This is a genomic window from Desulfosporosinus hippei DSM 8344 (assembly GCF_900100785.1).
Taxonomy (GTDB): Bacteria; Bacillota; Desulfitobacteriia; order Desulfitobacteriales; family Desulfitobacteriaceae; genus Desulfosporosinus; species Desulfosporosinus hippei.
Genome location: NZ_FNCP01000015.1, coordinates 69,801 through 95,842, shown reverse-complemented (window position 1 = coordinate 95,842; position 26,042 = coordinate 69,801). Strand labels below are relative to the sequence as shown.

Genomic DNA, 26,042 nt, shown 5'->3' with positions numbered 1-26,042 from the left:
GGAGGAATGATATATGACTTGGCCAGACCGCATGAAATCAGCATGGGTAACGTTTAAGCGAGAAGCACTTCCCTTGTATGGCTGGACACTCATTTTCGTGGGAGCCTTCCTAGTCCTTATGATTGCAGTATCCTTTGGGATACTAAACCATTTGAACTGGGTTTTTCCTAACATTAACAATTTTCAAGGAGCGTATTCCTATTCTGCAGGAATGCCTGTTCCCGGGATGCCCCCTGTTGCAGACCCTTTTACTGAATCTTTTATCGATCCTTTCACAAATCCTTTTACTGATCCTTTTAGCCCACCATTCGAACTGCCCTTTTCCTACTTTGGAGGCATTGAAAATTTCTCTCGTTTTATTCCTTTTATTGAGAGTATTGTGGGCTCCCTTTTATTAATCTTGATTGTTATTTGGTTGGTTGGTGCAGCTTTTTATACTGGGATATCTAACTTAACTATGAAAGCTTATCGTGAGAAAGTAAGCTTTAAAGATTTCCGTTTTAGAGGTTTCTTCCGTATCCTCGGTTGGCAAGCTTTTGTCTTTTTGATCCAGTTGCTAATTGTAGTCTCTGGGTTGGTCGCCGTCTTTGTCTTAAGGCAGTCGGAATGGGCCCTCGTGAGTTTCCTTATTGCTTATGCTCTATTCCTACTAGTTATAGGTCTTTTTACATTGCCTTGGATTATTTCCTCAGGTATTTACCTTCTGGCACACCCAGAGTTAAGTTTTCCAAAAGCACTTTCCCGAAGTTGGAGATTCTTTCGCAGACACATGGGTACTCTCTGGGGATATTTAGGGACAGTTTTTTTAATTGAAATCGCCATTGAAATCCTTAATAGAATTTCCCATGAAACCGCTGGATTAGTCTACTTTGTGATTAGTCCATTCACAGTAGTATTAGCAATTGTTTGGGTTCTTTCAATCGAAGACGATGAGCGGGAAAGAGCTTGGCAAGTAAATCAACCTTATAACTCGGTGAGCGATCCCCTATCTCAGACTCTTAATGTTAATCCATCGATCACTGATGCTAAGGAGATGGATGCTTCTAGGCCAAATCCCCCCAAATCTAAGCTCAACTTGCAAAAGTCAGAGCACTTACCCTCTCTTACAGAGGATAATTCTCCGTACTGTCCTTCCTGTGGAAAGCCTGATACTGGTACAGCATATTGCCCACAGTGCGGGACAAAGCTCCATTAAACTTCCTTAATTTAACTAACCTTATTTTGTTTTATACAAGTAAAAAGCTCCTACTGAGATGAACTCCAGCAGGAGCTTTTAATATACTTTTAGTATACTATAATATTTCTGGATTTTGAACTCTTATTAATACCCTTCCTAAAAATAATGGATAGACTTCTTTATAAATCACTTTTAAAGTTAACTCCTGATACTCGCTGATTCTCCGATTTCAAAGTTGACATGTAAACCAGATTTGTATAGGCTAATAATAGCAGAAATGAATGTGATCATAATCAATACAAAATCACAGATCTTGAAACTACTACATTTATAAATTAGGTGCTTCGCCATTTTTAAGTAACCATATGGAGGTATATTTATGAAACAAATTAAAGAAACAGATCTACCCGGTATTGGTAAGAAATTTCAACTTATTGCACGCAGCGGAGAGAAAATCGTCATAGTCGTACATGATGACGGGCGAAGAGAGATTTATCACTTTTACCGCGAAGATCCTGATGATTCTATCTCCATGGTAACACTTGATGACGAAGAATCACGGTGCATAGCGGCTATACTCGGGGGGATGACATATCGCCCCAAAGCATTAGAGACTGTGGATATTGCCTTAGGGGATATGGTTATAGAGTGGCACAAAATTGAACCGGATGCCTATGCAATTGGCAAAACCATTAAAGATTTGTGTGTTCGGCAAGTTACGGGAGGAACGATTATTGCAATAGTTGACCATGATCAGAACAAAACCGTCAATCCTGGTCCCGAGGCCTCATTCCGAGATGGCTCTACAGTAGTGATTATTGGTGATAAAAACCAAGTTAAAGCCTGTAAACATCTATTATTACATGGGAGTATAAAATAATGGAGCACCTAATACTGGAGATTGGCCTAGCTCTTGCTTTAATTGCAGGCGCAGGACTTCTTGCCGGTAAACTCCGGATTTCTATCGTACCAATTCTAATTCTGACAGGCATGATCGTTGGCCCACAGGCGCCTCACATCGGCCCTTTAGACTTTAGATTTATCCATAGTGCTTCATTAATTGAGTTTATGGGACGTTTAGGGGTTCTGTTCCTTCTGTTTTCCCTTGGGTTGGAGTTTTCCATAAAACGTCTTTTAACAGCTGGGCCTTCTATCATTAGAAGCGGAACAATTTATATGGTTATAAATTTGTCCATAGCTATAATATTTCCTTTACTCCTGGGTTGGCCACTTAAGGAAATACTTGTTGTAGCAGGTATTATGACTATTTCCTCCAGTGCAATTGTGGCAAAAGTCATTGTTGATTTAAAGAGAGCAGCCAATGATGAAACCGAGATAATTTTAGGGTTGATGATGTTTCAAGATGTCTTTGTGGCTATTTATTTCTCGGTTGTTTCCGGACTAGTTCTTGCTGGTTCCACTTCCATTTCGGATATAATACTTAGTGCATTGATGGCTCTTTTATTTATAGGTGGTTTTTTGTTTTTGGGGCACAAGTTAGTTCCCAAGCTAGACCGTTGGTTGGACATTCCTTCAGATGAAACCTTTATGCTTGTAGTTTTCGCTATCTTAGTTTTGGTAGCTGGTTTTTCTGAAACTTTGCACATTGCTGAGGCCATAGGAGCCTTGCTCATAGGTCTTGTGCTGGCAGAAACGGAACACTCCGAACGCATAGAGCATTTAATTGTTTCATTCAGAGATTTCTTTGGGGCCCTTTTCTTCTTTAGTTTTGGCCTAAGCATTGACCCCTTTGCTTTGGGCGGGGCCGTTTGGCCGGCGGTCATTGCTGTTATTTTAACCCTCTTAGGAAATGTTGTCTCTGGTGTTTGGGCAGGAAGAAAAGCTCGTCTATCACACAAAGCCTCACTAAACATTGGTTTATCAATTATTTCGAGAGGTGAATTCTCTATCATTTTAGCTACCCTTGCGAAATCTGGCGGATTATTAGCTGCCTTGCAACCATTCGCTGCCTTGTATGTTCTCATCCTTGCCATTCTGGGACCTCTGTTAACGAAGGAATCACGCTGGGTCTATAACAGGTTAAGGCCATTACTGAAATGGCCCCAAATTCCAGAAAGAAGAAAATCAAGAAAAAGTACAGGTCAATGAGCTAACGCTCATTGACCTGTACTTTTCATTTTATATCTCCAAATACTCCTGTAACGAAAGTACTTGAGGCACCGTATTACTGCGAATCTCTTGGAGTGCACGAACCACTGCTTTGGCTGTGTCCATTGATGAGAAACAGGGTACTCCGTGTTCAGCCGCTAATCTCCTTAAGAGATAACCGGTTCTTTCCGGTGCTCCTTGGGTAGAAGTGCTTAAGATGAAGGAGAATTCTCTCTGGCGGACTGCTTCTTGAAGAGCCTCGCTGGATTCATTCACAACTTCCACTTCTACTCCACACAGGGCTAAAGCTTTAGCAGTATCCCCAGTCCCTTTAACTCCAAACCCTAGCTGAGCCAATTGGCGAGCGAGAGTAATCGCTTCAGGGCGATCCTTTTCTGCTACAGAGACTAAAATATTTCCGTCCTCGGGCAGAGGAATCCGAGAGGCAGCAAAAGCCTTCGCCAGGGCATGACCAAATTGTGTATCCATTCCCATAACCTCTCCGGTAGATTTCATTTCGGGGCCCAGCGATGTTTCGACTTTCGTCAACTTTTCAAAAGAAAAGACTGGGGCTTTAACGACTACAAAGGGCACTTCTGGAGCAAGACCATGGGTATAGCCCATTTCCTTTAAGGTCTTGCCGAGAGAAACTTGAACCGCTAAATTGACTAAAGGAATTCCGGTTACTTTAGAAAGAATCGGCACTGTCCGGCTTGCTCTAGGGTTTACTTCTAAGACATATACTTTACCGCGCACAACCACAAATTGAATATTAATTAGTCCTTTGATCCCGACTCCCTCCGCCAAACGACAGGTGAAATCCTGAATTTGATCTATTTCAGAAGGCGTCAAGCTCTGGGGTGGATAAACAGCTAAACTATCCCCTGAATGGACACCAGCCCGTTCGATATGCTCCATAATGCCCGCTATCACAGTCGTCTCACCGTCTGACACTGCATCGACTTCTACTTCTTTGCCATCTAAATACCGATCCACGAGGATTGGATGTTCCGGAGAGAGGTGAATTGCTCGTCTTAAGTAATCTTCTAATTGATCCAGATTTTCGACTACTTGCATAGCCCGTCCTCCGATAACATAGGACGGCCTGACGATCATCGGAAATTCCAGTTCCTCAGCAACTTTTTTGGCCTGACTAACCGAAGTAACACTTCGTCCTTCAGATTGTGGAATATCTAAACGACACAAAAGCTCGGCAAAACGTTCTCGATCCTCGGCCATATCAATGGCATCGACAGGGGTTCCTAGCACTTGAACTCCGGCAAGCTTTAATCGTCCAGCCAAATTGATGGCCGTCTGTCCACCAAATTGAACTAAAACTCCATCCGCTTTTTCTTTATTTAGGACATGCAGTACATCCTCTATGGTCAACGGCTCAAAGTAAAGCTTATCGGCAATGTCAAAATCAGTAGACACTGTTTCCGGATTATTATTGATCATAATAGCTTCTACACCCGCTTCTTGCAAAGCAGACAGTGCATGAACAGAGCAATAGTCAAACTCAATCCCTTGCCCAATTCGGATCGGTCCTGAACCTAAGACGACAACTTTAGAACCATTACTTATCTTGCCCTCATCTTCTTCCTCATAGCTTGAATAGTAATAAGGGGTTGAGGAGGCAAATTCTGCTGCACAGGTATCAACGGTCTTATAGACAGGAATAATCCCTGAGTCCATACGCATAGCTCGTACCGTTTCCTCTGAACGCCCAGTAAGCTTGGCAATTGCTAAATCGGAGAACCCTAGGACTTTTGCTAAGCTCAGCAGTTCGGTGGTCAAAGGTTCATTTTGCAGTCGCTGTTCAAGTAAGACAAGCTCTTTAATTTTATACAAGTAGAAAGGATCAATCTGCGTAAGCATTTGAACCTCTAATATGGTCCAATCTCTGCGAAAGGCTTCAGGAATTGCAAAAAACCGCTCATGGTCAGCCGAAGTCAACTTGTCTTCAATCTCCATTTCTGTCCAGCCCCCGGAAGCCTTAATCCTAAGACCAACAGTGCCAACTTCCAAAGAGCGGGTAGCCTTTAGGAGAGCCGCTTCCAAGGTTCTTTCCATGGCCATGACTTCTCCGGTGGCTTTCATTTGTGTCCCTAGACGATGATCTGCTGCCGGAAATTTATCAAAAGGCCACCGCGGAAACTTAACCACGACATAATCTAGGGCAGGTTCAAAGCAGGCACTCGTATGCCCGGTCACCGGATTCGTCAATTCGGGAAGGGTATAGCCCACGGACAAAAGAGCTGCCATTTTGGCAATAGGATAGCCCGTGGCTTTAGAAGCAAGGGCACTCGATCGACTAACCCTAGGATTAACTTCAATGACTACGTATTCCCGACTAACCGGATTTAAGGCAAATTGAACGTTACATCCACCGTTCACTCCTAAGGCTCGAATAATCTTTAAGGATGAAGCCCGCAGCATCTGGTACTCAACATCTGTCAAGGTCTGTGATGGAGCAACTACGATACTGTCCCCAGTATGTATTCCTACCGGATCGATATTCTCCATGTTGCAGATTGTAATGCAATTATCAGCAGCATCTCGCATGACTTCATATTCAATTTCCTTCCAACCGGCAACACTTCTCTCCAAGAGGCACTGGCCGATGGGGCTGGCCTGCAGTCCTTTTTGCAAAATTTCCTCTAATTGTTTGGAGGTTTTAACAATCCCCCCGCCTGTCCCACCCAGGGTATAAGCCGGCCTAACAATCAGCGGAAAACCTTGCTTACGAGCAAAGGCCTCCCCTTCTTCTAAACTATTTACGATGACACTTTCGGCTACGGGCTCCCTAAGAGAAACCATGGTTTCCTTAAAGGCATCACGATCTTCTGCTTTGTAAATCGTCTCAGAGTTACAACCAATAAGATCTACTCCGTAACGTTCTAAAATCCCCTTACGCTCCAGTTCCATGGCCAGGTTTAGACCTGTTTGCCCTCCCAGGGTCGGCAACAAAGCATCCGGATGCTCTTTGCTGATGATCCTTTCCAATACTTCGGGCAGCAATGGTTCAATATAGGTAATATCAGCAGTTTGAACATCCGTCATGATGGTTGCAGGATTACTATTAACCAGCACCACCTCTAGACCTACTTCACGCAGGGCTCTGCAGGCTTGAGTCCCGGCATAATCAAATTCAGCTGCTTGCCCAATAACTATTGGACCGGATCCAATGACAAGAACCTTCTTCCACGCCGGATTAAGAGGCATAACCAGCCCTCCATTCCTGCATCAATTGTGCGAATTCATCAAAAAGATAGAGGGATTCACTGGGTCCGGGCCCGGCTTCCGGATGGTATTGAACTGAAAAGACAGGTAAATCACGGTGTTTTACCCCTTCAATACTTTGATCATTAAGGTTGCGATGGGTTACATAGAGTGGAGTTTGCTCCAAACTTTTTTCTGAAATAGCATAACCATGATTCTGCGAAGTAATAGTCACTCGCTTAGTCGTTAAGTCTTGTACCGGTTGATTACCGCCCCGATGTCCAAACTTCATCTTATATGTATCTCCCCCTAAGGCCAGGGATAAGAGCTGATGCCCTAAACAAATGCCAAAGATAGGACGTTCACCCACTAATCCTTGAATTGTTTTTATCCCTGTTGCAACCTCCTTTGGATCCCCTGGCCCATTGGAGAGAAAGACACCATCTGGTTGCAGATTTAGGATTTTCTCGGTGGGGGTATTATGGGGAACAACCGTCAGACGAAAGCCACTTTCTTGCATTGCCTGCAAAATGTTTCTCTTAATTCCAAAATCCATAACCACGACATGCAATATCTCTTTCTCCATTGACATAGGAGGGAGTGTATAGGTCTTTGAGGTACTGACTCTCGCTACAACATCCGTCGGAACAGACAAGTTGTTTAAGCGCGAGACGATTTCCTGCAAACCTTCTAATTCCGTAGTAATTATCCCGCGTAATACTCCGTGTTCTCGTATAATGCGAGTTAACGCACGAGTATCAATTCCCTTAATCCCCACAACTCCAGATTGTGCCAATGTCCTGGAAAGATTTTTTTCCATTTGCCAATGACTTGGATTACGAGCAGCTTCTTTTACTATAAAGCCTTGCACCTGGGGTTTTTCCGATTGATCATCAACTCTGTTGATACCATAGTTGCCAATCAGTGGATAGGTCATACACACTATTTGCCCCGCATATGACGGATCGGTTAACACTTCTTGATAACCAGTCATTCCCGTGTTAAAGACAACTTCTCCAAAAGACTCTCCTGTTGCTCCAAAAGACTCTCCCAATAAAATTTTCCCGGTCTCAAGTACCAATGCTGCTTTCATTCCCATCCCTCCTCTGACCCTCTATCTAAAAGATTCTTAACTTTTCAGCCCTTGCTCAGATCCCTGATAGTCGATTTTCTACCAGATTTTAGCTAGGACATCATCTAAAATTCCTAAGGCTTTATCAATGACTGGTTTTTCTACAATAAGAGGGGGCAGGAAACGTAAGATCTTTCCTCCAACACAATTGATTAGCAGTCCGTTTTGCAAACAAGTCTCCACAATTTCCGGGCCCAGCTTAGAAACCGGCCATCCTAAGATAAATCCCTGGCCTCGAACCGATCCACCTGTTTGATATTTTTGGGCTAAGTCCTCGAGTCCTTGACGAAAATACTCGGAACGTTCTTTAACTCCTTCAAAGAAACCCTCTTCGAGCATTATATCTAAGACAGCACAACCTACTGCCGTGGCTAGCGGATTTCCTCCGAAGGTTGAAGCATGGTCTCCGGGCTGAAAAGCTTGAGCTACTTTATCGGTAGCTAACATTGCTCCTATCGGCACTCCGCCCCCTAAAGCTTTAGCTAAAGTCATAATATCCGGAACCACTCCGCTCCACTCATAGGCAAAGAGCTTTCCGGTTCGTCCGACACCACACTGAACCTCATCAAATATCAGCAACGCTCCAAACTGATCACATAAAGTCCGTGCCTCTTGAAGGAACTCAACCGAAGCGGGGATCACTCCTCCTTCGCCTTGAATAGGCTCAATAAAAACTGCTGCGGTATTATTATTAATCTTTGACCGTAAATCTTCAATATCGTTTAAGGCTGCATAGCTGAAGCCATTAGGGAGGGGATTAAATCCTTGCTGGTATTTTGTTTGACCAGTAAGGGTAAGGGTAGCTAATGTTCGCCCGTGAAAGGAGTTTTCCAGTGAAACTACCTCATATTTGTGCTCCCCAAAATTCTTCTTAGCATATTTGCGAGCAAGTTTAAAAGCTGCTTCATTAGCCTCAGCACCGCTATTGCAAAAGAATACCTTATCGGCAAAGGAATGCTTCACCAACCGTTCTGCCAAAGCAACTTGATTTGGAATCCAGTAAATATTTGAAGTGTGCAATATTTCTTTAGCCTGCTCTTCAATAGCGCGGACTATCGCAGGGTGGCTATGCCCCAGGGAATTAACGGCCAAACCCGTCACAAAGTCTAAATATTGCTTGCCATCCGAATCCCAAACCCAAGCCCCTTCCCCTTTGACCATGGTCATGGGTAAACGGCCATAGGTATTCATTACGACATTTTTTCCTCGCTCTACAATCGCTTCAGTTGTAATACCCTCTAACATATCATAACCCCCAATCGCGAAATTCCTATCCTTTAAATCCATCTCGAAATTGACATAAGTCTCTCAAGCATCCCCTTTGAACATCGTGCCAATTCCACCGTCTGTAAACAATTCCAGTAAAATTGCATGACTTAGCCGCCCATCCAGTATATGTACACTGCCAACTCCGCCGTCTAAGGCCGAGATTGCACATTCAACCTTAGGCAACATTCCTCCGCTCAGGATCCCTTGAGCTTTCAGGGTTTCTACTTCCCCCCTGGAAATCGTTGAAATTAGAGAATCTGTATTAGAAACCTCTCTTAGGATTCCACGCACATCCGTTAAGAGCAGCAGTTTATCAGCTTTAAGGGCTTCAGCAATTTTCCCCGCTGCAGTATCGGCATTAACATTGAAGGTTTCCCCTGCTTCCCCACTGGCAACCGGAGAGATGACTGGAATGTAACCCTGTCCCAGCAAAGTATTTAAAATATCCGGGGTAACACTTTGAATTTGGCCCACAAGTCCTAAATCAATATCTTCCATTTTCCCTGAACTGTTAGGCATCTGCATCGGTTTCTTAACAGCCATAAGCAGATTGGCATCCTTCCCGGACAACCCCACACTCTTCCCTCCAAAACGATTGAGAAGAGAGACCATCTCTGTATTTAGTTTGCCGAGTAAGACCATTTGGGCAATCTCCATAGTCTGCGCATCTGTTACTCTTAATCCTTGGACAAATTGGCTTTCAATTCCGACCTTCTTCAACATAGAATTTATCTCCGGTCCTCCACCATGTACAAGAACCGGGCGAATTCCTACAGAATGTAAAAGAAGAATATCTAACATTACCGACTCTTTCAAAACAGGATCAACCATAGCATGGCCCCCATACTTAATCACCACGGTCTTTCCCGCAAATTTCTGGATATAGGGAAGGGCTTCTACTAAAACACGGGCTTTTCCTAATCCTTGTTCCATCGGGGTCATTTCTTCCACCTCCAACTTCGAATCATGACTTTTTAACTTCTTTTTTCTAGTGATAATTCTTATCTCCACAAGGTCAGTTTTAAAATTAGCATTAGCCTTGTTTCAATATCTCTGAATTAAGTTCTATAACTCCCATTTATAGTCACATACTCGTGGGTAAGATCACAACCCCATGCTGTTGCCTCTTCTCTCCCATCGTGAAGATTTATACTTATTTTGACCTCTTTTAATTCTAAAATTGTTTTAGCCTTGTCTTCAGAAAAGTCAATTCCTTTTCCACCCTGAGCAACCATAAGATCTCCTAAATAGACATCAACCTTATTGGGATCAAATTCTGCTCCCGAATATCCGGCAGCTGTCAAGATTCGACCCCAGTTCGCATCTTCTCCAAAAAGCGCTGCCTTAACTAAACTAGAGCCACAAATACTCCGAGCAATTTTACGCGCATCCTCTTTCGTTTTAGCTTCCGAAACTGATACTTCCATTAACTTGCTGGCCCCTTCTCCGTCTCGGGCTATATCTTTGGCAAGCTCAATGCACATTGCATTAACCATTTGCACAAAATTGGCTCTATCTTCCCCGTTCAGAGTGATCCCTGAGGCTCCATTAGCCATTAAAAGAACCATATCATTTGTGCTTGTATCCCCATCAACAGTCACCATATTGAAGCTTTCATCAACCGCTTCCCGCAGAATCTGTTGCAATTCCTCCGAAGGAAGCAAGGCATCAGTTGTTATGAACCCCAACATTGTCCCCATGTTAGGGTGAATCATTCCTGATCCTTTGGCAATTGCCCCTAAATGAATGACTCCGCCCTGAGAACAAGTGAGCTCATAGGCATATTCCTTTACCATGGTATCCGTTGTCATAATAGCAAGAGCGGCTTGGTGTGCTGCTTGATCTGCTTCCTCCTTCTGACCACGGATTCCCTTGACAACATGATTGAGCAACAAGGAACTAGCCACCCGTATACCATTCAAGACTCGATCAATCGGCATCTTAACCCCAATTACGCCAGTTGAAGCAACAAGCACATCCTCGGTTGGTATTGCTAAAAAAGTCCCTGCTACTTCAGCCATTGCCTGGGCAGTTTGGTCACCAAATTCTCCAACACAGGCATTGGCATTTCCGCTATTGACAACAATAGCTCGAGCTAATCCATTTTCTAGATGACGCTGGGTTAAATAAAGGGGATGGGCTTTAACAATATTACGGGTATATACTCCCGCTGCCTGAGCTTGCACATCGGAAAAAATAAGGGCTACATCAAACTTGTCTTTATATTTTATTTCAGCTTGGACACCGACTGCATAAAACCCTTTTGGGGCAGCTATACCACCGTTAATCAACTTCCAAGCTTTCTTTGTATCATCCACTTAACCACATCTCCTTTAGCAATTCTTAAATTAACTAGAACCGATTAGGGCCATAAGGCTGTACCTTTCAGCCCTTGTGCCTCTGGCCAACCCATGGCAAGGTTCATATTCTGTACAGCCTGACCTGCTGCTCCCTTTAACAGATTATCAATGGTAGAGACAATAACCACATTTCCTGTTCTTTTATCTAAGGTCAGCTGTAAAAAGGCATGGTTGCTTCCGCTAGAAAACTTTGTCTGTGGCCAGGTTCCAGGCGGCAAAAGATGCACAAATTCCTCGTTCTCGTACTGGTTTTGCCAGCAACTTCGTAATTCTTCTTCGCCTACCCCTTCGGAAACCTTAGCATAAATGGTCACCAGCATGCCGCGGGTCATGGGTACTAAATGTGGTGTAAAGCTGACTGTTAGCGGCGAACCTACTGCACGAGAGAGTTCTTGTTCTATTTCTGGCGTATGGCGATGGCTTGCAACCCCATAGGCCTTAAAGTTTTCATTAACTTCACTATAGTGCATTCCTAAAGAGATTCCTCGACCTGCTCCCGATACACCCGATTTGGCATCAATAATTAAATACTCTGTTTGAAGCAATCGCTTACGAAGTAAGGGAACAAGTGCCAGCAAAGTTGCAGTCGGGTAGCATCCCGGGTTAGCAATCAAAGATTTTCCTTTAATCTCTTGACGATAAAGTTCCGGCAAACCATAAACTGCCTCTTTGAGTAACTCAGCAGCAGGATGTTTTATTTTATACCATTCCTCGTAACTCTCAGCTGATTGCAATCGGAAATCCGCACCCAAATCAATTACTTTAATTCCGCGCTCTAAGAAGGCGCTGGTTCTTTCTGCTGTCAATCCATGCGGAAGAGCACAAAAAAGCACATCCATGTCAGGTATATTTTCATCTTCTAAAATTCCAATATTTTGATCTAACCAATGTGGATATATTGAATCATAGTTTTCTCCAGCTACACTAGAGGATCCAAGATATAACTCCTTCACCTCTTCATGACGATGTAATAAGCGTACCAATTCCTGTCCTGCATATCCTGTTGCGCCTAGAATACCGACTTTCATAGTATGAACCTTCCCTCTATAGTCATCTTTTTAATAATTATACATTTAGTTGCATAAACATTCAACCACTATCGAAAAAAAGAAAGGGGACTCCCCTTCTTAAATTACATTAATCTATCCTTCTCTTATGACCAAATAGATAAAATTATAATTCCATTTTCCACACAAGATTATGCTTATCGATGAGTCAGCGAACTAAATTCTCGTTTAATCTGCTGCAGCAACTTCTTATTGCTTGAAACATCCCAACCGGTAAAAGCCAGCGCCTGCATAGCTAACAAGACTAAACTTTCACCATTTGACGAAAGTGACACATCGGCAAATTCTCGGGTATGCGGGATCTCATTACCTGTTCCCAAGGTCAAATATGGGTGTATTGACGGAACAACTCGGCTAACGTTGCCCATATCTACAGAACCCATAGCAATCTGAGGTGAGGCTATCTTATCAATACCCATTTCCTCAAGGTTACGAGTAAAACATTCGGCCAATGAAAGATTCGTAAGCATTTCATCATATGAGAATTCAAATTTTTGCCAAGTCATTTTTGCAGATACCATAGACGCTGCACCTTCGGCACAACGAATTACTTTCTCACGCAAGTCATCTAAATCCTTACGCTTTCGAGCACGCAAATAAAATTGAGAAACAGCACGTTCCGGAATAATATTGGGGGCAGTTCCCCCTTCTGTTATAATCCCATTAATTTTCACATCATGGGGGACTTGCTTCTTTAGAGCATTGATACCGACAAAGAAATTTATCATGGCGTCTAAAGCGTTAATGCCAAAATTAGATGCTGCAACCGCATGAGCAGAGCGCCCGTGAAATGTAAACTCCAAGGCATCTAAGGCTAGGCTGGAAATGACAGGAACATTCTGACTGCCTGGATGAAACATCATCGCAACGTCAACATTTTCAAAAATCCCTTTTTCCACCAAAGTTACTTTTGCCCCACTCGTCTCTTCAGCAGGAGCACCAATAACTAGAATCTCCCCGCCTAATTCTAAACTCTTGCTTAAAGTTATGGCAGCTCCAGCGCTGGCCGCTCCTATCAGATTATGTCCACAACCATGCCCTATCACAGGCAAAGCATCATATTCAGCCAGATAAGCAATAGTAGGCCCGGAACATTTACCCTTGAATTTTGCCAAGAAGGCTGTCTCCATTCCAGCAATTCCACAATCTACATGAAACCCATGTTTGGTAAGAAGAGAGCATAAGCTTGCAGATGCAAAGTATTCCTTATAACCAAGCTCAGGTCGCTCACCAATTTGACGGGCAACTTCCCATACTTCTCTGCTTAAACGCTGGGCCTGATCTCTGAAAAATGCTTTAATTGCATCCATAAGCAACCCATCTCTCTTCCAAATTCATTATCTGTAAGGTAATCCATCACCAAGGTGAGTAGCAAGAGTGTGCTTTGTTTCAAAATTATTATTTATTTTAATTTCTACCTGCTTATTTAAATATTTCCTGGCCTTATGCCTCTTTGATGGTCGATTTCTTATATACATTATTTGGAACTCTAAATACGGCAATGATAGACAGTACCCCAAGTAAAGGCCAGGAAACAACTCCCCAGAAGAGATTTAGCATGTTTCTTAGGTCTTCAAAATATATTAGGTTCCCTAAGACCCCCAATCCTAATTGTTGAAGTTCTGAACCGTAAGGTATTCCAGCAAACATTTTGATCAAAAAAACTAAACCTTGCAAAACTACTTCGCTTCCAAACCAGAGAACTGTCCACAACACTCCTGTAATCATTAAGCTAAAAGCTAACCCCAACCCCCATTTCCTGCGCGCAGCAAGCTGACTCTCACCTCTAAAATCAACAGGATTTGCCACGATTTGAGCCATAAGCTGAGCCTGAAAAAAGTCTAAGGTTGCTTTGGGTATTGGTTTATCTGTAAATAATTTACTCCATTGCAGGTTTTCCTTCTCCACTATGGATTTCCCTCCTTTCTAAGCACTGCCGCAACTTTTCTTTACCCCGATGTAGATAAGTCTTAACTCGACTTACCGGAATCTCTAGCACAAGAGCTATTTCCTTGTAGGAAAGTTCCTGATGATAACGCAAATAGAGCGCCTGTGTATATTGTTCCGGAAGTTCAAGCAAGACATCAGCTAACATGCTGGCCTGTTCCTTTTCCACTAAAATATCCTCAGGCCACGGTTGATGATCAACCAGGTTCTCGTCAATACTTATAAGTATCTCTTTACGCCTTTTTCGATGCAGATCAAGGGCCTTATTCCGCGCAATGGCATATAACCATGCTCTAAACGGATATTCTTTCGAGTACCGATTAAGATTTCGATAGGCTGCTAAAAATGCCTCTTGAGCACAGTCTAATACATCCTCCTCTGAACCCAGAATTCGGCGCAAGAAATGAATCAACGATTCCTGATACCGTTCGACGAGGACAGCATATTGTTCGTGGCAACCAGCTAGTATTTGCCGAATGATTTCGGCATCTTCCATTTTCTTAGGCTCCTATCCAGAGGGCGCGGCACGCCTTAAGATACTCTCCTAATCGGCCAAACCTTTTACTTCTAATACGCTTTTCAATCCCTAAAAGTTTCAGACAATATGGATTATAAATTTATTTTAACCCAGACCTAGATGACTGGCAAGAATTGTCTAGAAAATTCGCTCTCCAAATGCAGAACAAATAAGCCCTACAGCTAATTTAGCGGTTTTATTGTGATTATCTAAAATTGGATTCACTTCTACAACATCCATACTTGATATATACCCCGAGTCTGCTAAAAGTTCCATGGCTAAATGTGCTTCTCGATACGTAATGCCCCCCGGTACCGGAGTTCCAACTCCAGGGGCTTCCTCTGGATCAATGACATCTAAGTCGAAGCTTATATGTACTCCATCCGTTCCTTGGGAAGCAATTCTAATTCCTTGGGATACAACTTCCTTCATTCCTATCTGATCTATATCTCTCATTGTAAAAACCTTAATTTTGGATCTGCGAAGTAATTCTTTTTCCTGGGGATCCATTTCCCTAGCCCCAATAATGACTGTATTTTCCTCTCTCAACTTTTTCTTATTCCCACCAATTCTTGTTAATTCAGGAGCCCCCAGTCCATTAGATATTGCTAAGGGCATACCATGAATATTGCCACTTTCTGTTGTATCGAGGGTATTATAATCTCCATGGGTGTCAAACCAGATTAGTCCAAAGGACTGTTCACTTAAAGCCAGCCCTGCTATTGTTCCAATACCTAAACTATGATCTCCACCAAGAATCAGTGGGATAACACCATCCTTTTTTGCTTTAGCGACAATAAGATGAAGTTGCTCATTAATTTGTACAATCTCCTCCAAGTATTTTAGCTTTTTATCCTTTATTTCTCTCGTCTCCGGAACCGGAACGTCGATATTACCATAGTCCTCGACAATCCAACCTAAACGTTTTAATCTGGCGTTTAATCCGGCATATCTAATAGCACTTGGCCCCATATCTACTCCACGACGATCAGCACCTAAATCAATGGGAACCCCAATAATTCTAACTACTTTTTTTTGCATTGCTTTAATACTTCCTAACTTAAATTATTTATTCCATGATTTGTGGCGACTCTGAACCAATGATTGATTACTATTGCCCTTTCTTATATATCTAATGTTCCCCAAAAACAAAAAAGCTTGCAAATACTTTGCAAGCATAGACTTATTAAAGCTGGGTTTTGACAGCTAGAGTAAATTTCTACTATTTCAATAATCGATTAATTATTTCTTCTACAGTTAGACCAACGGACAATTTGAATGTTCCTGCTTGAAACTTTCGCTCTACTCGCTTTAGACGCGCTTCCTTTAAGAAATCAGTTTTATCAAGAATAAAACCCTCTGAAAATAATAACTCAGCAATTCTTTCAGCATTTGCTCCCTTTGGGATAACAAAATCTCGCTCTATTTGGGCAGAACTCTGAGGTTTCGTGGAGCTGTCATTTGGTGTTGACTCCGAGGTCTTAATTGGTTGTGGAGGATCAATATCTGATGGCTGTTCTGTATTTGAACTTGAAACCATTGAGTTTTGATCGGATTGATTGTCAGATTGGATATCCGATTGCGTATGGGATTGAATACCTGTTTGTACATTTGATGGCTCATTAAGTCTAAGGTGAGGAGAAACGAACACTACGATTATGGCACTTAAGATAAGTCCGGAACCTAAGCCTAGCCAAAAGGATCGTGTTACTTTCAATTATTCTTACCTCCATTTGGCTGCATTGACAGAACCATCTTTACGGCATCTTGACTTAACAACAAGCGGGAAGCAATATCCGGTATCCTTTGCCCACTGGCTGCAAGTTCTAATACTTCTTGATATTTTGGGGAGAGATTAGGATTAGGACTCGGAACAGGATCAGCTTCGGCACTTTTTACTTTCTCTCTAACATAAATGTCATTGGGGACGCTAATTTCTCTTGAAGGAGTTTTAAGTTTCTCTTGGCTTGGTACCCCCAAAACATCTTCCTTTTCTTTAAGCATAGCTTCTATTTGTTCAACATCTTTAGTTTGTTTTACTTTTGACTCTAGAAGTTTCCCTTCAAGATCATAGACATGATCTTGAACTCTAATGATTTCTCTCTTCAAATAAGCTAACCCTTTCAAAGCTGTGATTGCTTCTTCGTTGGGCGGATTCTGCCAACGCCAACCTAAAACAATAAAACCAACTCCAAGTAATAATAACAATATGGGTAAAATATCCACGAATCCCCCTACTTTCAAAGAATAGCTATTCAATATCTCTATTAGACATTCGCGAAAGAAAATAGTTTCCCTGCAAAAACTAACAATATTCAACAAAATTTCTTATTCACCATTTCTTATTTACGTTGATTAGTCTCTGTTTGTTTACTAAAATAGATACTTAGACCTTGGAATATAGCAATTGCCAATTTTTGCTGGTATTCTGGATTTGTCAGTAACTGCTCTTCTTGAAGGTTTGAAAGAAAACCCAGTTCAACAGTAACAGCTGCTTGCTTTGCCTTTTTTAAGACATATATATCTTGATTACCTTTAGCAACTCTTTTGGTATTTGTCATACTATTTAGTTCTTGCTGAATGAATTGTGCTAGAAGCTTCCCTTCCGGAGAATCGGAATGATAAAAGGTTTGTGCTCCTGTTAACTTTGGATCTGGAAAGCTGTTTGCATGAATGCTTAGATAGACTTCTGCTTGAGTATCCATAGCCAACTGAATGCGTTGGGCTAAATCTTCTCTCTTACGTTTTAAAAGTCCTTGTGAGGTACCTAAATCTCGGTCGTCCTCACGAACCATAACTGCCTTAGCACCACTTTGCTGAACTAAAACCTGTAATCGTTTGGATACACCTAAGGTTATATCCTTTTCTAAAACCTTGCTTATGCCGACTGCCCCTGGGTCAACTCCTCCGTGACCGGCATCGATCACTACAACACGATCCCCCAACGTCCAACTCCAAATTTCTTGGTCTTGTCCTCGAAATCCAACTGCCAGTGTTACCGCTACAAAAAACGTTAGCACCAGGCCAATTAAGATTTTACGTCGTTTCATACTAACAACCCAAATCGGTTTCATCTCTATTCCCCCCCTAGTTTATTCCGTGTTTACCTTATGGGGAAGAACTCTAGATTATTCGTCTAGCTTGTCATAAAACTCACAAAACTTTTAATTTCTCAATGTTAAATTTCACCCTCCTCTATAGCCCCATTTTATCAATTCACCCTAATGGGTCGGAATAAAACAAAAAATCCCCCAACCATGCTCGGTTGAGGGATCTATGTTTCTCAGACGATTAACGTTTCGAGAATTGTGGCGCCTTACGAGCTTTCTTCAAGCCATATTTGCGACGCTCTTTCATACGTGGGTCACGGGTAAGGAAACCCGCTCTCTTGAGACTTGGACGAAGACTAGCATCAGCCTTCAGCAAAGCACGAGCAATACCTAAACGAATTGCGCCAGCTTGACCTGTAGTGCCGCCTCCATGAGCTAGAGCAATAACATCATACTTAGCAAGTGTGTCAGTAATATTAAATGGTTGCTGAACAATCATTTCCAAAGTCTTTTTGCCAAAGTACTCAGATACTTCGCGTTTGTTAATGATGAATTTCCCTTCACCTGGAATAAGACGAACACGCGCAATTGCATTTTTACGTCGTCCTGTCCCTGCATATTGTAATTTAGTTGCCATGTTTTTCGTCCTCCTTCCTACTGAATTGTCCAAATTTCAGGTTGTTGAGCTTGGTGAGGGTGAGTATCCCCCTTGTACACTTTTAGCTTAGTGTACATTTGGGCGCCCAACTTGTTATGAGGAAGCATTCCCTTCACGGCATGTTCCATAGCTCGTTCAGGCATAATTTGCATTAATTTTTTGTAAGGTATTTCTTTTAATCCGCCTGGAAAACCTGAGTGACGGCGATACAATTTGTCGTTTAATTTATTTCCAGTTAAAACTAACTTTGCAGCATTAATAATAATAACATGATCCCCTGTGTCAACATTAGGGGTAAATGTCGGTTTATGTTTACCTCTCAGGATACGTGCTGCTTCGGTAGCAATACGACCCAAAGGGATTCCTTCAGCGTCAATAACATACCATTTACGCTCCTGGTCTTGTGCTTTCGCAAAAAACGTGGACATGACTTTCCCTCCAAATTTAGAAGTTTACTGTTTTTCCTCACAGGCATGGGGCTCAATCATGCTTGCGTATGCCAGGGGCATGGGGCTCAATTCACAACCGAGGCATAAAAACTCATATTGATATTTTATTTAAAAATCAACACAATGTCAAGTTATTTTTGAAAGTTCTAGAATAACTCTTCAAAAACTGCACTTGGGCTCTCATTTGTATAATTTACATGCACAAGGGTTAGCCCGTGGGCTGGGGCAACCATGCGAGCACGTCTACGCTCTTGACTGGCTATTATGTCGGGAATCTCTCCTGGAAGAATACGACCTCTTCCTACATCAACAAGTGTTCCAACAATAATACGTACCATATGGTATAAAAATCCATCACCAATGCAGTTTACTCTAATCATTCCCTTGTCCTCACGACTTACTTTGCATCTATAAATTGTTCGTTCAAATCTTTTGCTATCTCCACCGGCAGCCGCGAAGGTTTTGAAATTATGACATCCTTCTAAATAGTTAGCCGCCTGCTGCATACGGTCTGCATTTAAAGACTGAGGAACATGATATGCATAAAGTCGCTGGAACGTATCCGGAATCGACTTATTATCTATTAAGTAGTCATATCGTTTCCATCTGGCAGACCACCGTGAATTAAAATCATCGGGTACACATTCTGCCTCAAGTATACGAATGTCTCTTGGAAGCAAACTATTGAATGCCTTAGGAATTTTCTCTTCAGGAATTCTTGCACTTGTCATATAATTAACGACTTGTCCAGAGGCATGCACTCCCGCATCTGTTCGTCCAGCCATAGCAAGTGTTACCTCTTCTTCAACGAGCTTAGCCCATACAGACTCTAGAGTTCCCTGTATTGTAGGTCCATATGCCTTAGCTTGGCGCTGAAAGCCATGGTAGTGTGTCCCGTCATAGGCTAATCTTAACCGAATGTTGCGCATACTCTGCATAGCCTCCGCAATTTACTTTGGTGTTTAGTGGAAGAACCAACAAGCCCAATGAGCAAATTCGTAAGTGTGATGAATTACATTTGTTGGTCGACCCTTAAAAACAGCTCAAAGGCCGGGAGTGCTCAACCATTGCAAGCAACCCGGCCTTAAAGTACCGCATTTTATACGAGTTCGATGATTACCATTGTGGCAGCATCTCCCCGACGTAAGCCGAGTCTCATGATCCGAGTATAGCCGCCTTGACGGTCAGCATATTTCGGCGCGATAGTATCAAACAAATTCTTTACAACATCTTCATCCATGAGATAAGCCATCGTTGAACGGCGAGCAGCCAGATCTCCTTGCTTGCCGAGTGAAATCATTTTTTCAGCAATCGCATTTAGTTCCTTGGCGCGTGCTTCAGTCGTTTCAATACGTCCATGTTTTAACAGGGAAGTGACAATGTTACGCAACATTGCCCCGCGATGACCAGTATTTTTTCCTAACTTGCGGTAAGCCAATTACATTCCCCTCCTTTTGCACCGAATTAGTCTTCAGCCGGCCGGAAAGACAAACCTAAGTCTTTCAGTTTGAATTCCACTTCTTCTAAAGACTTGCGACCAAGGTTACGTACTTTAATCATGTCTTCTTCCGTTTTTTGAGTCAACTCTTCAACTGAGTTAATTCCCGCCCGCTTTAGGCAGTTGTAAGAACGAACAGACAGATCTAATTCCTCAATCGTCATTTCGAGGATTTTATCTTTGGCTTCCTCTTCTTTCTCTACCAAAACCTCAACGCTGTTGAGCTTGTCAGTGAGACCCATGAAGAGGCGCAGATGATCACTTAAGATTTTTGCTGCCGAGCTGGTAGCTTCTTCTGGTGAAATACTGCCATTGGACCATGCTTCAAGGGTTAGCTTGTCATAGTCCGTAATCTGACCAACCCGGGTATCCTCTACCGTATAGTTGACCTTGTAAATCGGGGCAAAGATGGAGTCAATAGGGATAACTCCAATGACATGATCCGGCTTCTTATTTTTGTCGGCTGAAACATAGCCACGGCCACGCTCTACCGTCATTTCCATAAATAAACGGCCATCTTTGTCTAATGTAGCAATCTTCAAGTCATTGTTTAATATCTCAATATCTGGGTCTGTTAAAATATCCCCAGCAGTGACAACCCCTTCGCCCTGTGCCTCGATACGAATGACCCTAGGTTCATCAGTATAGCCTTTGAGGGCAAGAGACTTTAAATTGAGAATAATGTCTGTAACGTCTTCCAAAACACCCGGAATCGTTGAGAACTCGTGGAGTACTCCTTCGATTTTGACTGATGTTACCGCTGATCCCTCGAGAGAGGACAGGAGAATCCTTCTTAAAGAATTACCTAAGGTGATTCCATATCCTCGCTCAAGAGGTTCAACAATGAATTTTGCATAGGAGTTATCTTCAGAACGCTCGATACACTCGATTCTGGGCTTCTCGATTTCTAACATCGGAATGCACCTTCTTTCTCGAGAACTTGATATACACAGACCATCCTACCCAGCTGGGTTGAACGTCAACATTAACGGGAGTATTTCTCCACGATGAGGTGTTCTTGGATGGGCAGTTGAATATCTTCACGAGTTGGTAGTGCGACTACAGTTCCAGAAGCAGCATTGGCATCCAAGCTCAACCAACCTGGAACAGTTCGAGAACCCAGGTTTTCGAGGAGTTGTTTCATACGCGGCGAACTCTTACTGCCTTCTTTAACAGCAATAACTTCACCAGCACGTACTGAATATGAAGGAATATCTACTTTTTTACCGTTAATGGTAAAATGACCGTGGCTAACAAGTTGACGAGCTTCCGGACGGGATGAAGCAAATCCCAATTCGAAAACCACATTATCTAGTCTTCGAGACAAGAGACTAAGCAAGTTCTCACCAGTTACCCCTTTGCGGCGGGCAGCCTCGTCAAAATAGCTACGGAATTGTTTTTCCATAACGCCATAAATACGACGTGCTTTTTGTTTTTCTCGCAACTGAAGACCAAAATCTGTTGGCTTCTTACCTCGGGCTTGGCCATGTTGTCCAGGAGCGTAAGCACGACGGTCAATCGCACACTTACCAGTATAACAACGTTCTCCTTTAAGGAACAACTTCATTCCTTCGCGCCGACATAAGCGACAGACTGGTCCAGTATATCTAGCCATGATTACACCTCCTATACCCTTCTACGTTTCGGTGGCCGACAGCCATTGTGTGGAATCGGTGTCACGTCTTTGATTAAATTCACTTCTAATCCTGCAGCTTGCAGAGCGCGAATAGCAGCTTCTCGACCAGCTCCAGGTCCTTTTACATAGCATTCAACATCTTTTAAGCCATGTTCCATTGCCACTTTGGCACAGGTTTCTGCAGCCATTTGAGCTGCAAAAGGTGTACTCTTACGAGATCCCTTAAAGCCAAGTGAACCTGCACTGGACCAGGAGAGTGCGTTCCCGCTGGTATCCGTAATGGTCACCATGGTATTGTTGAAAGTAGATTTAATATGGGCAATTCCACTTTCAATATTTTTACGTTCCCGGCGCTTTGTCCGGACAACTTTACGTGCCATCTCGGTTATCCCCCCTTATTACTTTTTACGTTTTGCTCCAACAGTCTTAGCCGGGCCCTTACGGGTGCGGGCATTGGTCTTAGTGCGTTGACCCCTTACAGGAAGTCCACGACGATGGCGCAAGCCACGATAAGAACCAATTTCCATAAGACGTTTAATATTGAGGGAAACTTCGCGACGCAGGTCGCCTTCAATCTTATACTCTTTATCGATAACTTCCCGAAGTTTGGCTAACTCGTCATCTGACAAGTCGCGAACTCGGACATCTGGGCTTACACCGGTTTTTGCGAGAATCTTATGTGAAGTAGGTAGCCCAACTCCATAAATATAGGTTAGAGCTATCTCTAAGCGTTTCTCGCGCGGTAAATCAACTCCAGCGATACGTGCCATCTAAAATTTACACCTCCACTATTTCAGTTCTGGAATAATATAAAATCGGTGCATTGGAGCTTTCTCCAATCAGCCGCGCAACCGAAACCTAATTAACCTTGTCTTTGTTTGTGTTTCGGATTTTCACAGATAATCATAACCTTACCATGGCGACGAATAATTTTACATTTTTCACAGATCTTTTTAACAGAAGGCTTTACTTTCATTGTAATCCCTCCCTTTGGTCATTACTTAAACCTGTATGTGATTCTTCCTCGAGACAAATCATAGGGGGAAAGCTCCACTGTAACCCGATCTCCCGGAAGAATTCTAATAAAGTTCATCCGAATCTTTCCTGAAACATGTGCCAACACCTTGTGTCCATTAGCCAATTCTACTTGAAACATGGCATTTGGCAACGGCTCCAAGACTTTGCCTTCAACTTCAATCACGTCTTCTTTTGACATAATTAATTACCCCTCCTCTGGCATTCCCTGCCTCCAACCTAACATCGAGTTAGAATTTCTAGGCCATTTTCCGTAATTGCTACTGTGTGCTCGAAATGGGCCGATGGCCGGTTATCTTTCGTAACCACAGTCCAGCGATCCTTTAGCGTCTGCACTTCATACGTACCCATGTTTACCATGGGCTCAATAGCCAAGGCCATACCAACCTCGAGTCGTGGCCCCCGGCCTGGTTTGCCAAAATTCGGGATCTGAGGATCCTCATGCATGGCCTTTCCAATCCCGTGCCCAACATAATCGCGCACTACCGAAAACCCATTTGCTTCAACATGCGTTTGAACCGCATTTGAGACGTCATAAAGGCGATTGCCAACTTTCACTTGTGCTATACCCATCATTAAAGACTCTTCAGTGACTTGTAATAGTTTTTGGAGGTCTGCACCAACTTCTCCAATTGGCAGAGTCACAGCCGCATCTCCAAAAAATCCATCTTTAAGCGCACCGCAATCTATACTGATAATATCTCCAGATTCTAGAGTCCTTAAACCCGGAATTCCATGAACTACCTGTTCATTTACTGAAGTGCAAAGCGTCGCTGGAAAACCGTTGTATCCTTTAAACGCTGGAATTGCCCCCTGAGCACGTATATATTTTTCAGCCATGCGATCAAGTTCAAGTGTCGTAACTCCAGGCTTAGCGTGCTCACGGATTAACTCGAGAGTTTCAGCCACGATTCGTCCTGCATCACGCATTAGAACTAGCTGGCTCGCATTCTTCAGCTCAATCATGCTGATTAGGCCAAGGCTTTCAGAATATCCTGAAGTACCTTATCAATTGGTTGGTCACCATTAATTCGCTTAATTAATCCTTTTTCCTCATAGAAAGCGATTAAGGGCTCTGTTTGTGAGTTATAGACATTTAGGCGATTCTTCGCTGTTTCAACAGTGTCATCAGAACGCTGATAAAGCTCTCCTCCACACTGTCCGCAAACCCCTTCTTCTTTAGGCGGATTGAAGACCATGTGATAGGAAGCTCCACACTGCCTGCATACACGTCGTCCAGTTAATCTAGGAATTAACACCTCTTCAGCTACTTCAATGTTGATAACACCATCGAGTTTCATGCCCAGACGCTCTAAGATATCGGCTAAAGCACTGCCTTGTGCTAGTGTACGTGGAAACCCATCTAGTAGAAATCCATCTGCACAATCAGGCAGTGCTAAACGCTCTTCGACAATCCCGATCGTTACTTCATCAGGAACCAAGCCACCAGCATCCATATAAGACTTAGCCTTAAGACCTAAAGCAGTTCCATCTTTGATAGCTGCTCTAAACATATCTCCTGTAGAAATATGCGGAAAGTGAAACTGCTCTACTAGTGGACTTGCCTGAGTCCCTTTTCCTGCTCCTGGGCCACCCATTAATATTATCTTCATTTCTTCTTCCTCCTCTTATTTCATAAATCCTTGATAATGCCTCGACATAAGTTGGGATTCAATTTGTTTCATCGTATCGAGGGCAACCCCAACCACAATCAGAAGGGATGTTCCACCAAAATAGATGTTTTTGAGTCCTGTAAGTCCAATAACTAGTGTCGGTAGGACTGCAATCAAAGCTAGAAATAAACCACCTGCGAGAGTTATACGGTTTAATACTTTTGTTAAATATTCTGCCGTTGGTCGCCCAGGTCGGAGGCCGGGGATGAATCCCCCATACTTCTTCAAGTTGTCCGCTACATCTACCGGATTAAAGGTGATAGATGTATAGAAGTACGTAAAGAATAAGATGAGCGCACCATAAAGCAGAAGATAAGGGATTGAAGTGATACTGCCATTCATGCTGAACCATGTGTTGACAAACCTGGCAAAACCGGAAGTTGGCGTCCAAGATGCAATTGTCTGGGGAAACGCAAGCAAGGACATTGCAAAGATTACCGGAATAACCCCTGCTTGATTAACCTTTAGAGGAATATGACTGCTTTGCCCTCCATAGACTCTGCGGCCAACAACTCTCTTTGCATATTGTACAGTTACACGACGCTGCCCTTCTTGAACATAGATAACTCCTGCTGTAATAAACACTACAATAATGAGCAATCCAATAATCGACAGTGCATTGATCTCTCCAACTCTTAACATTTCCCACAAGGATGCTAGTGCAGAAGGAACACGAGAAACAATTCCAGCAAAGATGATTAGAGAGATACCGTTTCCAATCCCCTTTTCGGTAATTGCCTCTCCAAGCCACATTAAAAAGGCTGTTCCGGCAGTTAGTACAAGTGCTATCAGTAGATAAGTCGGCCATTTCATTGCTGGGCTGGCAACATTTACAGCAGCACGTATACCGTAGGTTAAACCAAAGGCTTGGATGAATCCAAGAGCAACGGTACTATACCTAGTATACTGCGTTATCTTCTTGCGTCCAAAGTCACCCTCTTTAGAGAGACGCTCAAGGGTGGGAATGACGATCGTCAAAAGCTGAAGAATGATGGAAGCAGTAATATAGGGGGTAATGCTAAGTGCGAACACAGAGAGACTTTTGAATGAGCCTCCTGAGATCGTGTCCATAAAGTTCATCATGGCTCCTGATCCGAACATCTGATTTAGAAGTTCACGATCAATAAAGGGAGTTGGAATATGTGCCCCGATTCTAAAAATCAAGAACATCAACAAAGTATATCCGATTTTTTTCCTGAGATCCGCTACATTCCATGCATTCTTCAGGGAATCGACACTCATA

The 26,042-nt window shown here is 42.9% G+C and carries 29 protein-coding genes; 3 read left to right on the top strand and 26 right to left on the bottom strand.

The features are described 5' to 3' along the window. Positions 1–13: 13 nt before the first annotated feature. The 3 genes from BLS16_RS13815 (at position 14) to BLS16_RS13805 (ending at position 3,286) form a co-directional block, all read left to right on the top strand. A complete protein-coding gene (locus BLS16_RS13815) occupies positions 14–1,195 on the top strand; it encodes a zinc ribbon domain-containing protein (RefSeq protein WP_092334104.1) in 1,182 nt (393 codons plus the stop codon). Between the two features lie 361 nt (positions 1,196–1,556). Continuing rightward, positions 1,557–2,057, top strand: a complete 501-nt coding sequence (locus BLS16_RS13810) for a cation:proton antiporter regulatory subunit (protein ID WP_092334102.1) — start codon at positions 1,557–1,559, stop codon at positions 2,055–2,057. Beyond that, positions 2,057–3,286, top strand: a complete 1,230-nt coding sequence (locus BLS16_RS13805; RefSeq protein WP_092334100.1) for a cation:proton antiporter — start codon at positions 2,057–2,059, stop codon at positions 3,284–3,286. Before BLS16_RS13810 ends, BLS16_RS13805 begins: the two co-directional genes overlap by 1 nt. Positions 3,287–3,316: 30 nt before the next feature. On the opposite strand, the gene carB is transcribed toward BLS16_RS13805, so the two are convergent. The 26 genes from carB to secY form a co-directional block, all read right to left on the bottom strand. Next, entirely contained in the window at positions 3,317–6,511 is a 3,195-nt protein-coding gene (gene carB / locus BLS16_RS13800; RefSeq protein ID WP_092334098.1) for a carbamoyl-phosphate synthase large subunit, read from the bottom strand. Then, positions 6,501–7,601 carry a glutamine-hydrolyzing carbamoyl-phosphate synthase small subunit gene (carA, locus tag BLS16_RS13795; protein WP_092334096.1) on the bottom strand — a complete coding sequence of 367 codons (1,101 nt, stop codon included), beginning with the start codon at positions 7,599–7,601 and terminating at the stop codon, positions 6,501–6,503. Before carA ends, carB begins: the two co-directional genes overlap by 11 nt. Positions 7,602–7,679: 78 nt before the next feature. After that, positions 7,680–8,885, bottom strand: coding sequence for an acetylornithine transaminase (locus BLS16_RS13790; protein WP_092334094.1), 1,206 nt, complete (start codon positions 8,883–8,885; stop codon positions 7,680–7,682). 63 nt (positions 8,886–8,948) lie between these two features. Next, positions 8,949–9,851, bottom strand: coding sequence for an acetylglutamate kinase (gene argB, locus BLS16_RS13785; RefSeq protein ID WP_052090424.1), 903 nt, complete (start codon positions 9,849–9,851; stop codon positions 8,949–8,951). A gap of 116 nt (positions 9,852–9,967) precedes the next feature. Next, positions 9,968–11,227 carry a bifunctional glutamate N-acetyltransferase/amino-acid acetyltransferase ArgJ gene (argJ, locus tag BLS16_RS13780; RefSeq protein ID WP_092334092.1) on the bottom strand — a complete coding sequence of 420 codons (1,260 nt, stop codon included), beginning with the start codon at positions 11,225–11,227 and terminating at the stop codon, positions 9,968–9,970. Between the two features lie 44 nt (positions 11,228–11,271). Further along, positions 11,272–12,297 carry an N-acetyl-gamma-glutamyl-phosphate reductase gene (gene argC, locus BLS16_RS13775; protein WP_092334090.1) on the bottom strand — a complete coding sequence of 342 codons (1,026 nt, stop codon included), beginning with the start codon at positions 12,295–12,297 and terminating at the stop codon, positions 11,272–11,274. Positions 12,298–12,473: 176 nt separating this feature from the next. Further along, positions 12,474–13,646 (bottom strand): M20 family metallopeptidase, encoded by a 1,173-nt coding sequence (locus tag BLS16_RS13770; protein WP_092334088.1) that lies wholly within the window; start codon positions 13,644–13,646, stop codon positions 12,474–12,476. A gap of 133 nt (positions 13,647–13,779) precedes the next feature. Continuing rightward, a complete protein-coding gene (locus BLS16_RS13765; RefSeq protein WP_092334086.1) occupies positions 13,780–14,244 on the bottom strand; it encodes a hypothetical protein in 465 nt (154 codons plus the stop codon). After that, positions 14,216–14,779, bottom strand: coding sequence for an RNA polymerase sigma factor (locus BLS16_RS13760; RefSeq protein WP_092334084.1), 564 nt, complete (start codon positions 14,777–14,779; stop codon positions 14,216–14,218). Before BLS16_RS13760 ends, BLS16_RS13765 begins: the two co-directional genes overlap by 29 nt. Positions 14,780–14,938: 159 nt before the next feature. Next, a complete protein-coding gene (gene rocF / locus BLS16_RS13755) occupies positions 14,939–15,841 on the bottom strand; it encodes an arginase (RefSeq protein ID WP_092334082.1) in 903 nt (300 codons plus the stop codon). 181 nt (positions 15,842–16,022) lie between these two features. Next, the gene (locus tag BLS16_RS13750) at positions 16,023–16,517 is read right to left on the bottom strand and encodes an MltG/YceG/YrrL family protein (RefSeq protein ID WP_092334080.1); all 495 of its coding nucleotides are present in this window, start codon (positions 16,515–16,517) and stop codon (positions 16,023–16,025) included. Then, the gene (locus tag BLS16_RS13745; protein ID WP_092334078.1) at positions 16,514–17,026 is read right to left on the bottom strand and encodes a helix-turn-helix domain-containing protein; all 513 of its coding nucleotides are present in this window, start codon (positions 17,024–17,026) and stop codon (positions 16,514–16,516) included. The genes BLS16_RS13750 and BLS16_RS13745 overlap by 4 nt, the downstream gene beginning before the upstream one ends. A gap of 116 nt (positions 17,027–17,142) precedes the next feature. Beyond that, complete coding sequence (locus BLS16_RS13740; protein ID WP_092334076.1) at positions 17,143–17,874, bottom strand: N-acetylmuramoyl-L-alanine amidase; 732 nt, start codon at positions 17,872–17,874, stop codon at positions 17,143–17,145. A 217-nt stretch (positions 17,875–18,091) separates the two neighbouring features. After that, positions 18,092–18,487, bottom strand: coding sequence for a 30S ribosomal protein S9 (rpsI, locus tag BLS16_RS13735; RefSeq protein ID WP_014901262.1), 396 nt, complete (start codon positions 18,485–18,487; stop codon positions 18,092–18,094). A 17-nt stretch (positions 18,488–18,504) separates the two neighbouring features. Further along, complete coding sequence (rplM, locus tag BLS16_RS13730) at positions 18,505–18,936, bottom strand: 50S ribosomal protein L13 (RefSeq protein ID WP_014901261.1); 432 nt, start codon at positions 18,934–18,936, stop codon at positions 18,505–18,507. A gap of 167 nt (positions 18,937–19,103) precedes the next feature. Continuing rightward, complete coding sequence (truA, locus tag BLS16_RS13725) at positions 19,104–19,886, bottom strand: tRNA pseudouridine(38-40) synthase TruA (protein ID WP_176786170.1); 783 nt, start codon at positions 19,884–19,886, stop codon at positions 19,104–19,106. Positions 19,887–20,056: 170 nt separating this feature from the next. Next, positions 20,057–20,395, bottom strand: coding sequence for a 50S ribosomal protein L17 (rplQ, locus tag BLS16_RS13720; RefSeq protein ID WP_034598204.1), 339 nt, complete (start codon positions 20,393–20,395; stop codon positions 20,057–20,059). Positions 20,396–20,421: 26 nt separating this feature from the next. Further along, positions 20,422–21,369 carry a DNA-directed RNA polymerase subunit alpha gene (locus BLS16_RS13715; protein WP_014901258.1) on the bottom strand — a complete coding sequence of 316 codons (948 nt, stop codon included), beginning with the start codon at positions 21,367–21,369 and terminating at the stop codon, positions 20,422–20,424. A gap of 71 nt (positions 21,370–21,440) precedes the next feature. Beyond that, positions 21,441–22,070 carry a 30S ribosomal protein S4 gene (gene rpsD / locus BLS16_RS13710; RefSeq protein ID WP_034598206.1) on the bottom strand — a complete coding sequence of 210 codons (630 nt, stop codon included), beginning with the start codon at positions 22,068–22,070 and terminating at the stop codon, positions 21,441–21,443. An 11-nt stretch (positions 22,071–22,081) separates the two neighbouring features. Beyond that, the gene (rpsK, locus tag BLS16_RS13705) at positions 22,082–22,471 is read right to left on the bottom strand and encodes a 30S ribosomal protein S11 (RefSeq protein WP_007778485.1); all 390 of its coding nucleotides are present in this window, start codon (positions 22,469–22,471) and stop codon (positions 22,082–22,084) included. 18 nt (positions 22,472–22,489) lie between these two features. Beyond that, positions 22,490–22,861, bottom strand: coding sequence for a 30S ribosomal protein S13 (rpsM, locus tag BLS16_RS13700; RefSeq protein ID WP_034598209.1), 372 nt, complete (start codon positions 22,859–22,861; stop codon positions 22,490–22,492). 92 nt (positions 22,862–22,953) lie between these two features. Next, positions 22,954–23,067, bottom strand: a complete 114-nt coding sequence (gene rpmJ, locus BLS16_RS13695; RefSeq protein WP_007778480.1) for a 50S ribosomal protein L36 — start codon at positions 23,065–23,067, stop codon at positions 22,954–22,956. Between the two features lie 21 nt (positions 23,068–23,088). Continuing rightward, entirely contained in the window at positions 23,089–23,307 is a 219-nt protein-coding gene (infA, locus tag BLS16_RS13690; RefSeq protein WP_007778476.1) for a translation initiation factor IF-1, read from the bottom strand. Between the two features lie 38 nt (positions 23,308–23,345). Continuing rightward, positions 23,346–24,092: a type I methionyl aminopeptidase gene (gene map / locus BLS16_RS13685; RefSeq protein WP_034598211.1), complete on the bottom strand. Its 747-nt coding sequence runs from the start codon at positions 24,090–24,092 to the stop codon at positions 23,346–23,348. 5 nt (positions 24,093–24,097) lie between these two features. Further along, complete coding sequence (locus BLS16_RS13680) at positions 24,098–24,739, bottom strand: adenylate kinase (RefSeq protein WP_092334072.1); 642 nt, start codon at positions 24,737–24,739, stop codon at positions 24,098–24,100. Between the two features lie 15 nt (positions 24,740–24,754). Then, the gene (secY, locus tag BLS16_RS13675) at positions 24,755–26,041 is read right to left on the bottom strand and encodes a preprotein translocase subunit SecY (RefSeq protein ID WP_034598215.1); all 1,287 of its coding nucleotides are present in this window, start codon (positions 26,039–26,041) and stop codon (positions 24,755–24,757) included. Position 26,042 lies beyond the last annotated feature (1 nt).

What these genes read in the sequence shown, in the direction of transcription:
- BLS16_RS13815 (WP_092334104.1), top strand. Translation starts at nt 14, where the DNA reads ATGACTTGGCCAGACCGCATGAAATCAGCATGGGTAACGTTTAAGCGA.
- BLS16_RS13810 (WP_092334102.1), top strand. Translation starts at nt 1,557, where the DNA reads ATGAAACAAATTAAAGAAACAGATCTACCCGGTATTGGTAAGAAATTT.
- BLS16_RS13805 (WP_092334100.1), top strand. Translation starts at nt 2,057, where the DNA reads ATGGAGCACCTAATACTGGAGATTGGCCTAGCTCTTGCTTTAATTGCA.
- carB (WP_092334098.1), bottom strand. Translation starts at nt 6,511, where the DNA reads ATGCCTCTTAATCCGGCGTGGAAGAAGGTTCTTGTCATTGGATCCGGT.
- carA (WP_092334096.1), bottom strand. Translation starts at nt 7,601, where the DNA reads ATGAAAGCAGCATTGGTACTTGAGACCGGGAAAATTTTATTGGGAGAG.
- BLS16_RS13790 (WP_092334094.1), bottom strand. Translation starts at nt 8,885, where the DNA reads ATGTTAGAGGGTATTACAACTGAAGCGATTGTAGAGCGAGGAAAAAAT.
- argB (WP_052090424.1), bottom strand. Translation starts at nt 9,851, where the DNA reads ATGACCCCGATGGAACAAGGATTAGGAAAAGCCCGTGTTTTAGTAGAA.
- argC (WP_092334090.1), bottom strand. Translation starts at nt 12,297, where the DNA reads ATGAAAGTCGGTATTCTAGGCGCAACAGGATATGCAGGACAGGAATTG.
- BLS16_RS13770 (WP_092334088.1), bottom strand. Translation starts at nt 13,646, where the DNA reads ATGGATGCAATTAAAGCATTTTTCAGAGATCAGGCCCAGCGTTTAAGC.
- BLS16_RS13760 (WP_092334084.1), bottom strand. Translation starts at nt 14,779, where the DNA reads ATGGAAGATGCCGAAATCATTCGGCAAATACTAGCTGGTTGCCACGAA.
- rocF (WP_092334082.1), bottom strand. Translation starts at nt 15,841, where the DNA reads ATGCAAAAAAAAGTAGTTAGAATTATTGGGGTTCCCATTGATTTAGGT.
- BLS16_RS13740 (WP_092334076.1), bottom strand. Translation starts at nt 17,874, where the DNA reads ATGAAACCGATTTGGGTTGTTAGTATGAAACGACGTAAAATCTTAATT.
- rpsI (WP_014901262.1), bottom strand. Translation starts at nt 18,487, where the DNA reads ATGGCAACTAAATTACAATATGCAGGGACAGGACGACGTAAAAATGCA.
- rplM (WP_014901261.1), bottom strand. Translation starts at nt 18,936, where the DNA reads ATGTCCACGTTTTTTGCGAAAGCACAAGACCAGGAGCGTAAATGGTAT.
- truA (WP_176786170.1), bottom strand. Translation starts at nt 19,886, where the DNA reads ATGCGCAACATTCGGTTAAGATTAGCCTATGACGGGACACACTACCAT.
- BLS16_RS13715 (WP_014901258.1), bottom strand. Translation starts at nt 21,369, where the DNA reads ATGTTAGAAATCGAGAAGCCCAGAATCGAGTGTATCGAGCGTTCTGAA.
- rpsD (WP_034598206.1), bottom strand. Translation starts at nt 22,070, where the DNA reads ATGGCTAGATATACTGGACCAGTCTGTCGCTTATGTCGGCGCGAAGGA.
- rpsK (WP_007778485.1), bottom strand. Translation starts at nt 22,471, where the DNA reads ATGGCACGTAAAGTTGTCCGGACAAAGCGCCGGGAACGTAAAAATATT.
- rpsM (WP_034598209.1), bottom strand. Translation starts at nt 22,861, where the DNA reads ATGGCACGTATCGCTGGAGTTGATTTACCGCGCGAGAAACGCTTAGAG.
- rpmJ (WP_007778480.1), bottom strand. Translation starts at nt 23,067, where the DNA reads ATGAAAGTAAAGCCTTCTGTTAAAAAGATCTGTGAAAAATGTAAAATT.
- infA (WP_007778476.1), bottom strand. Translation starts at nt 23,307, where the DNA reads ATGTCAAAAGAAGACGTGATTGAAGTTGAAGGCAAAGTCTTGGAGCCG.
- map (WP_034598211.1), bottom strand. Translation starts at nt 24,092, where the DNA reads ATGATTGAGCTGAAGAATGCGAGCCAGCTAGTTCTAATGCGTGATGCA.
- BLS16_RS13680 (WP_092334072.1), bottom strand. Translation starts at nt 24,739, where the DNA reads ATGAAGATAATATTAATGGGTGGCCCAGGAGCAGGAAAAGGGACTCAG.
- secY (WP_034598215.1), bottom strand. Translation starts at nt 26,041, where the DNA reads ATGAGTGTCGATTCCCTGAAGAATGCATGGAATGTAGCGGATCTCAGG.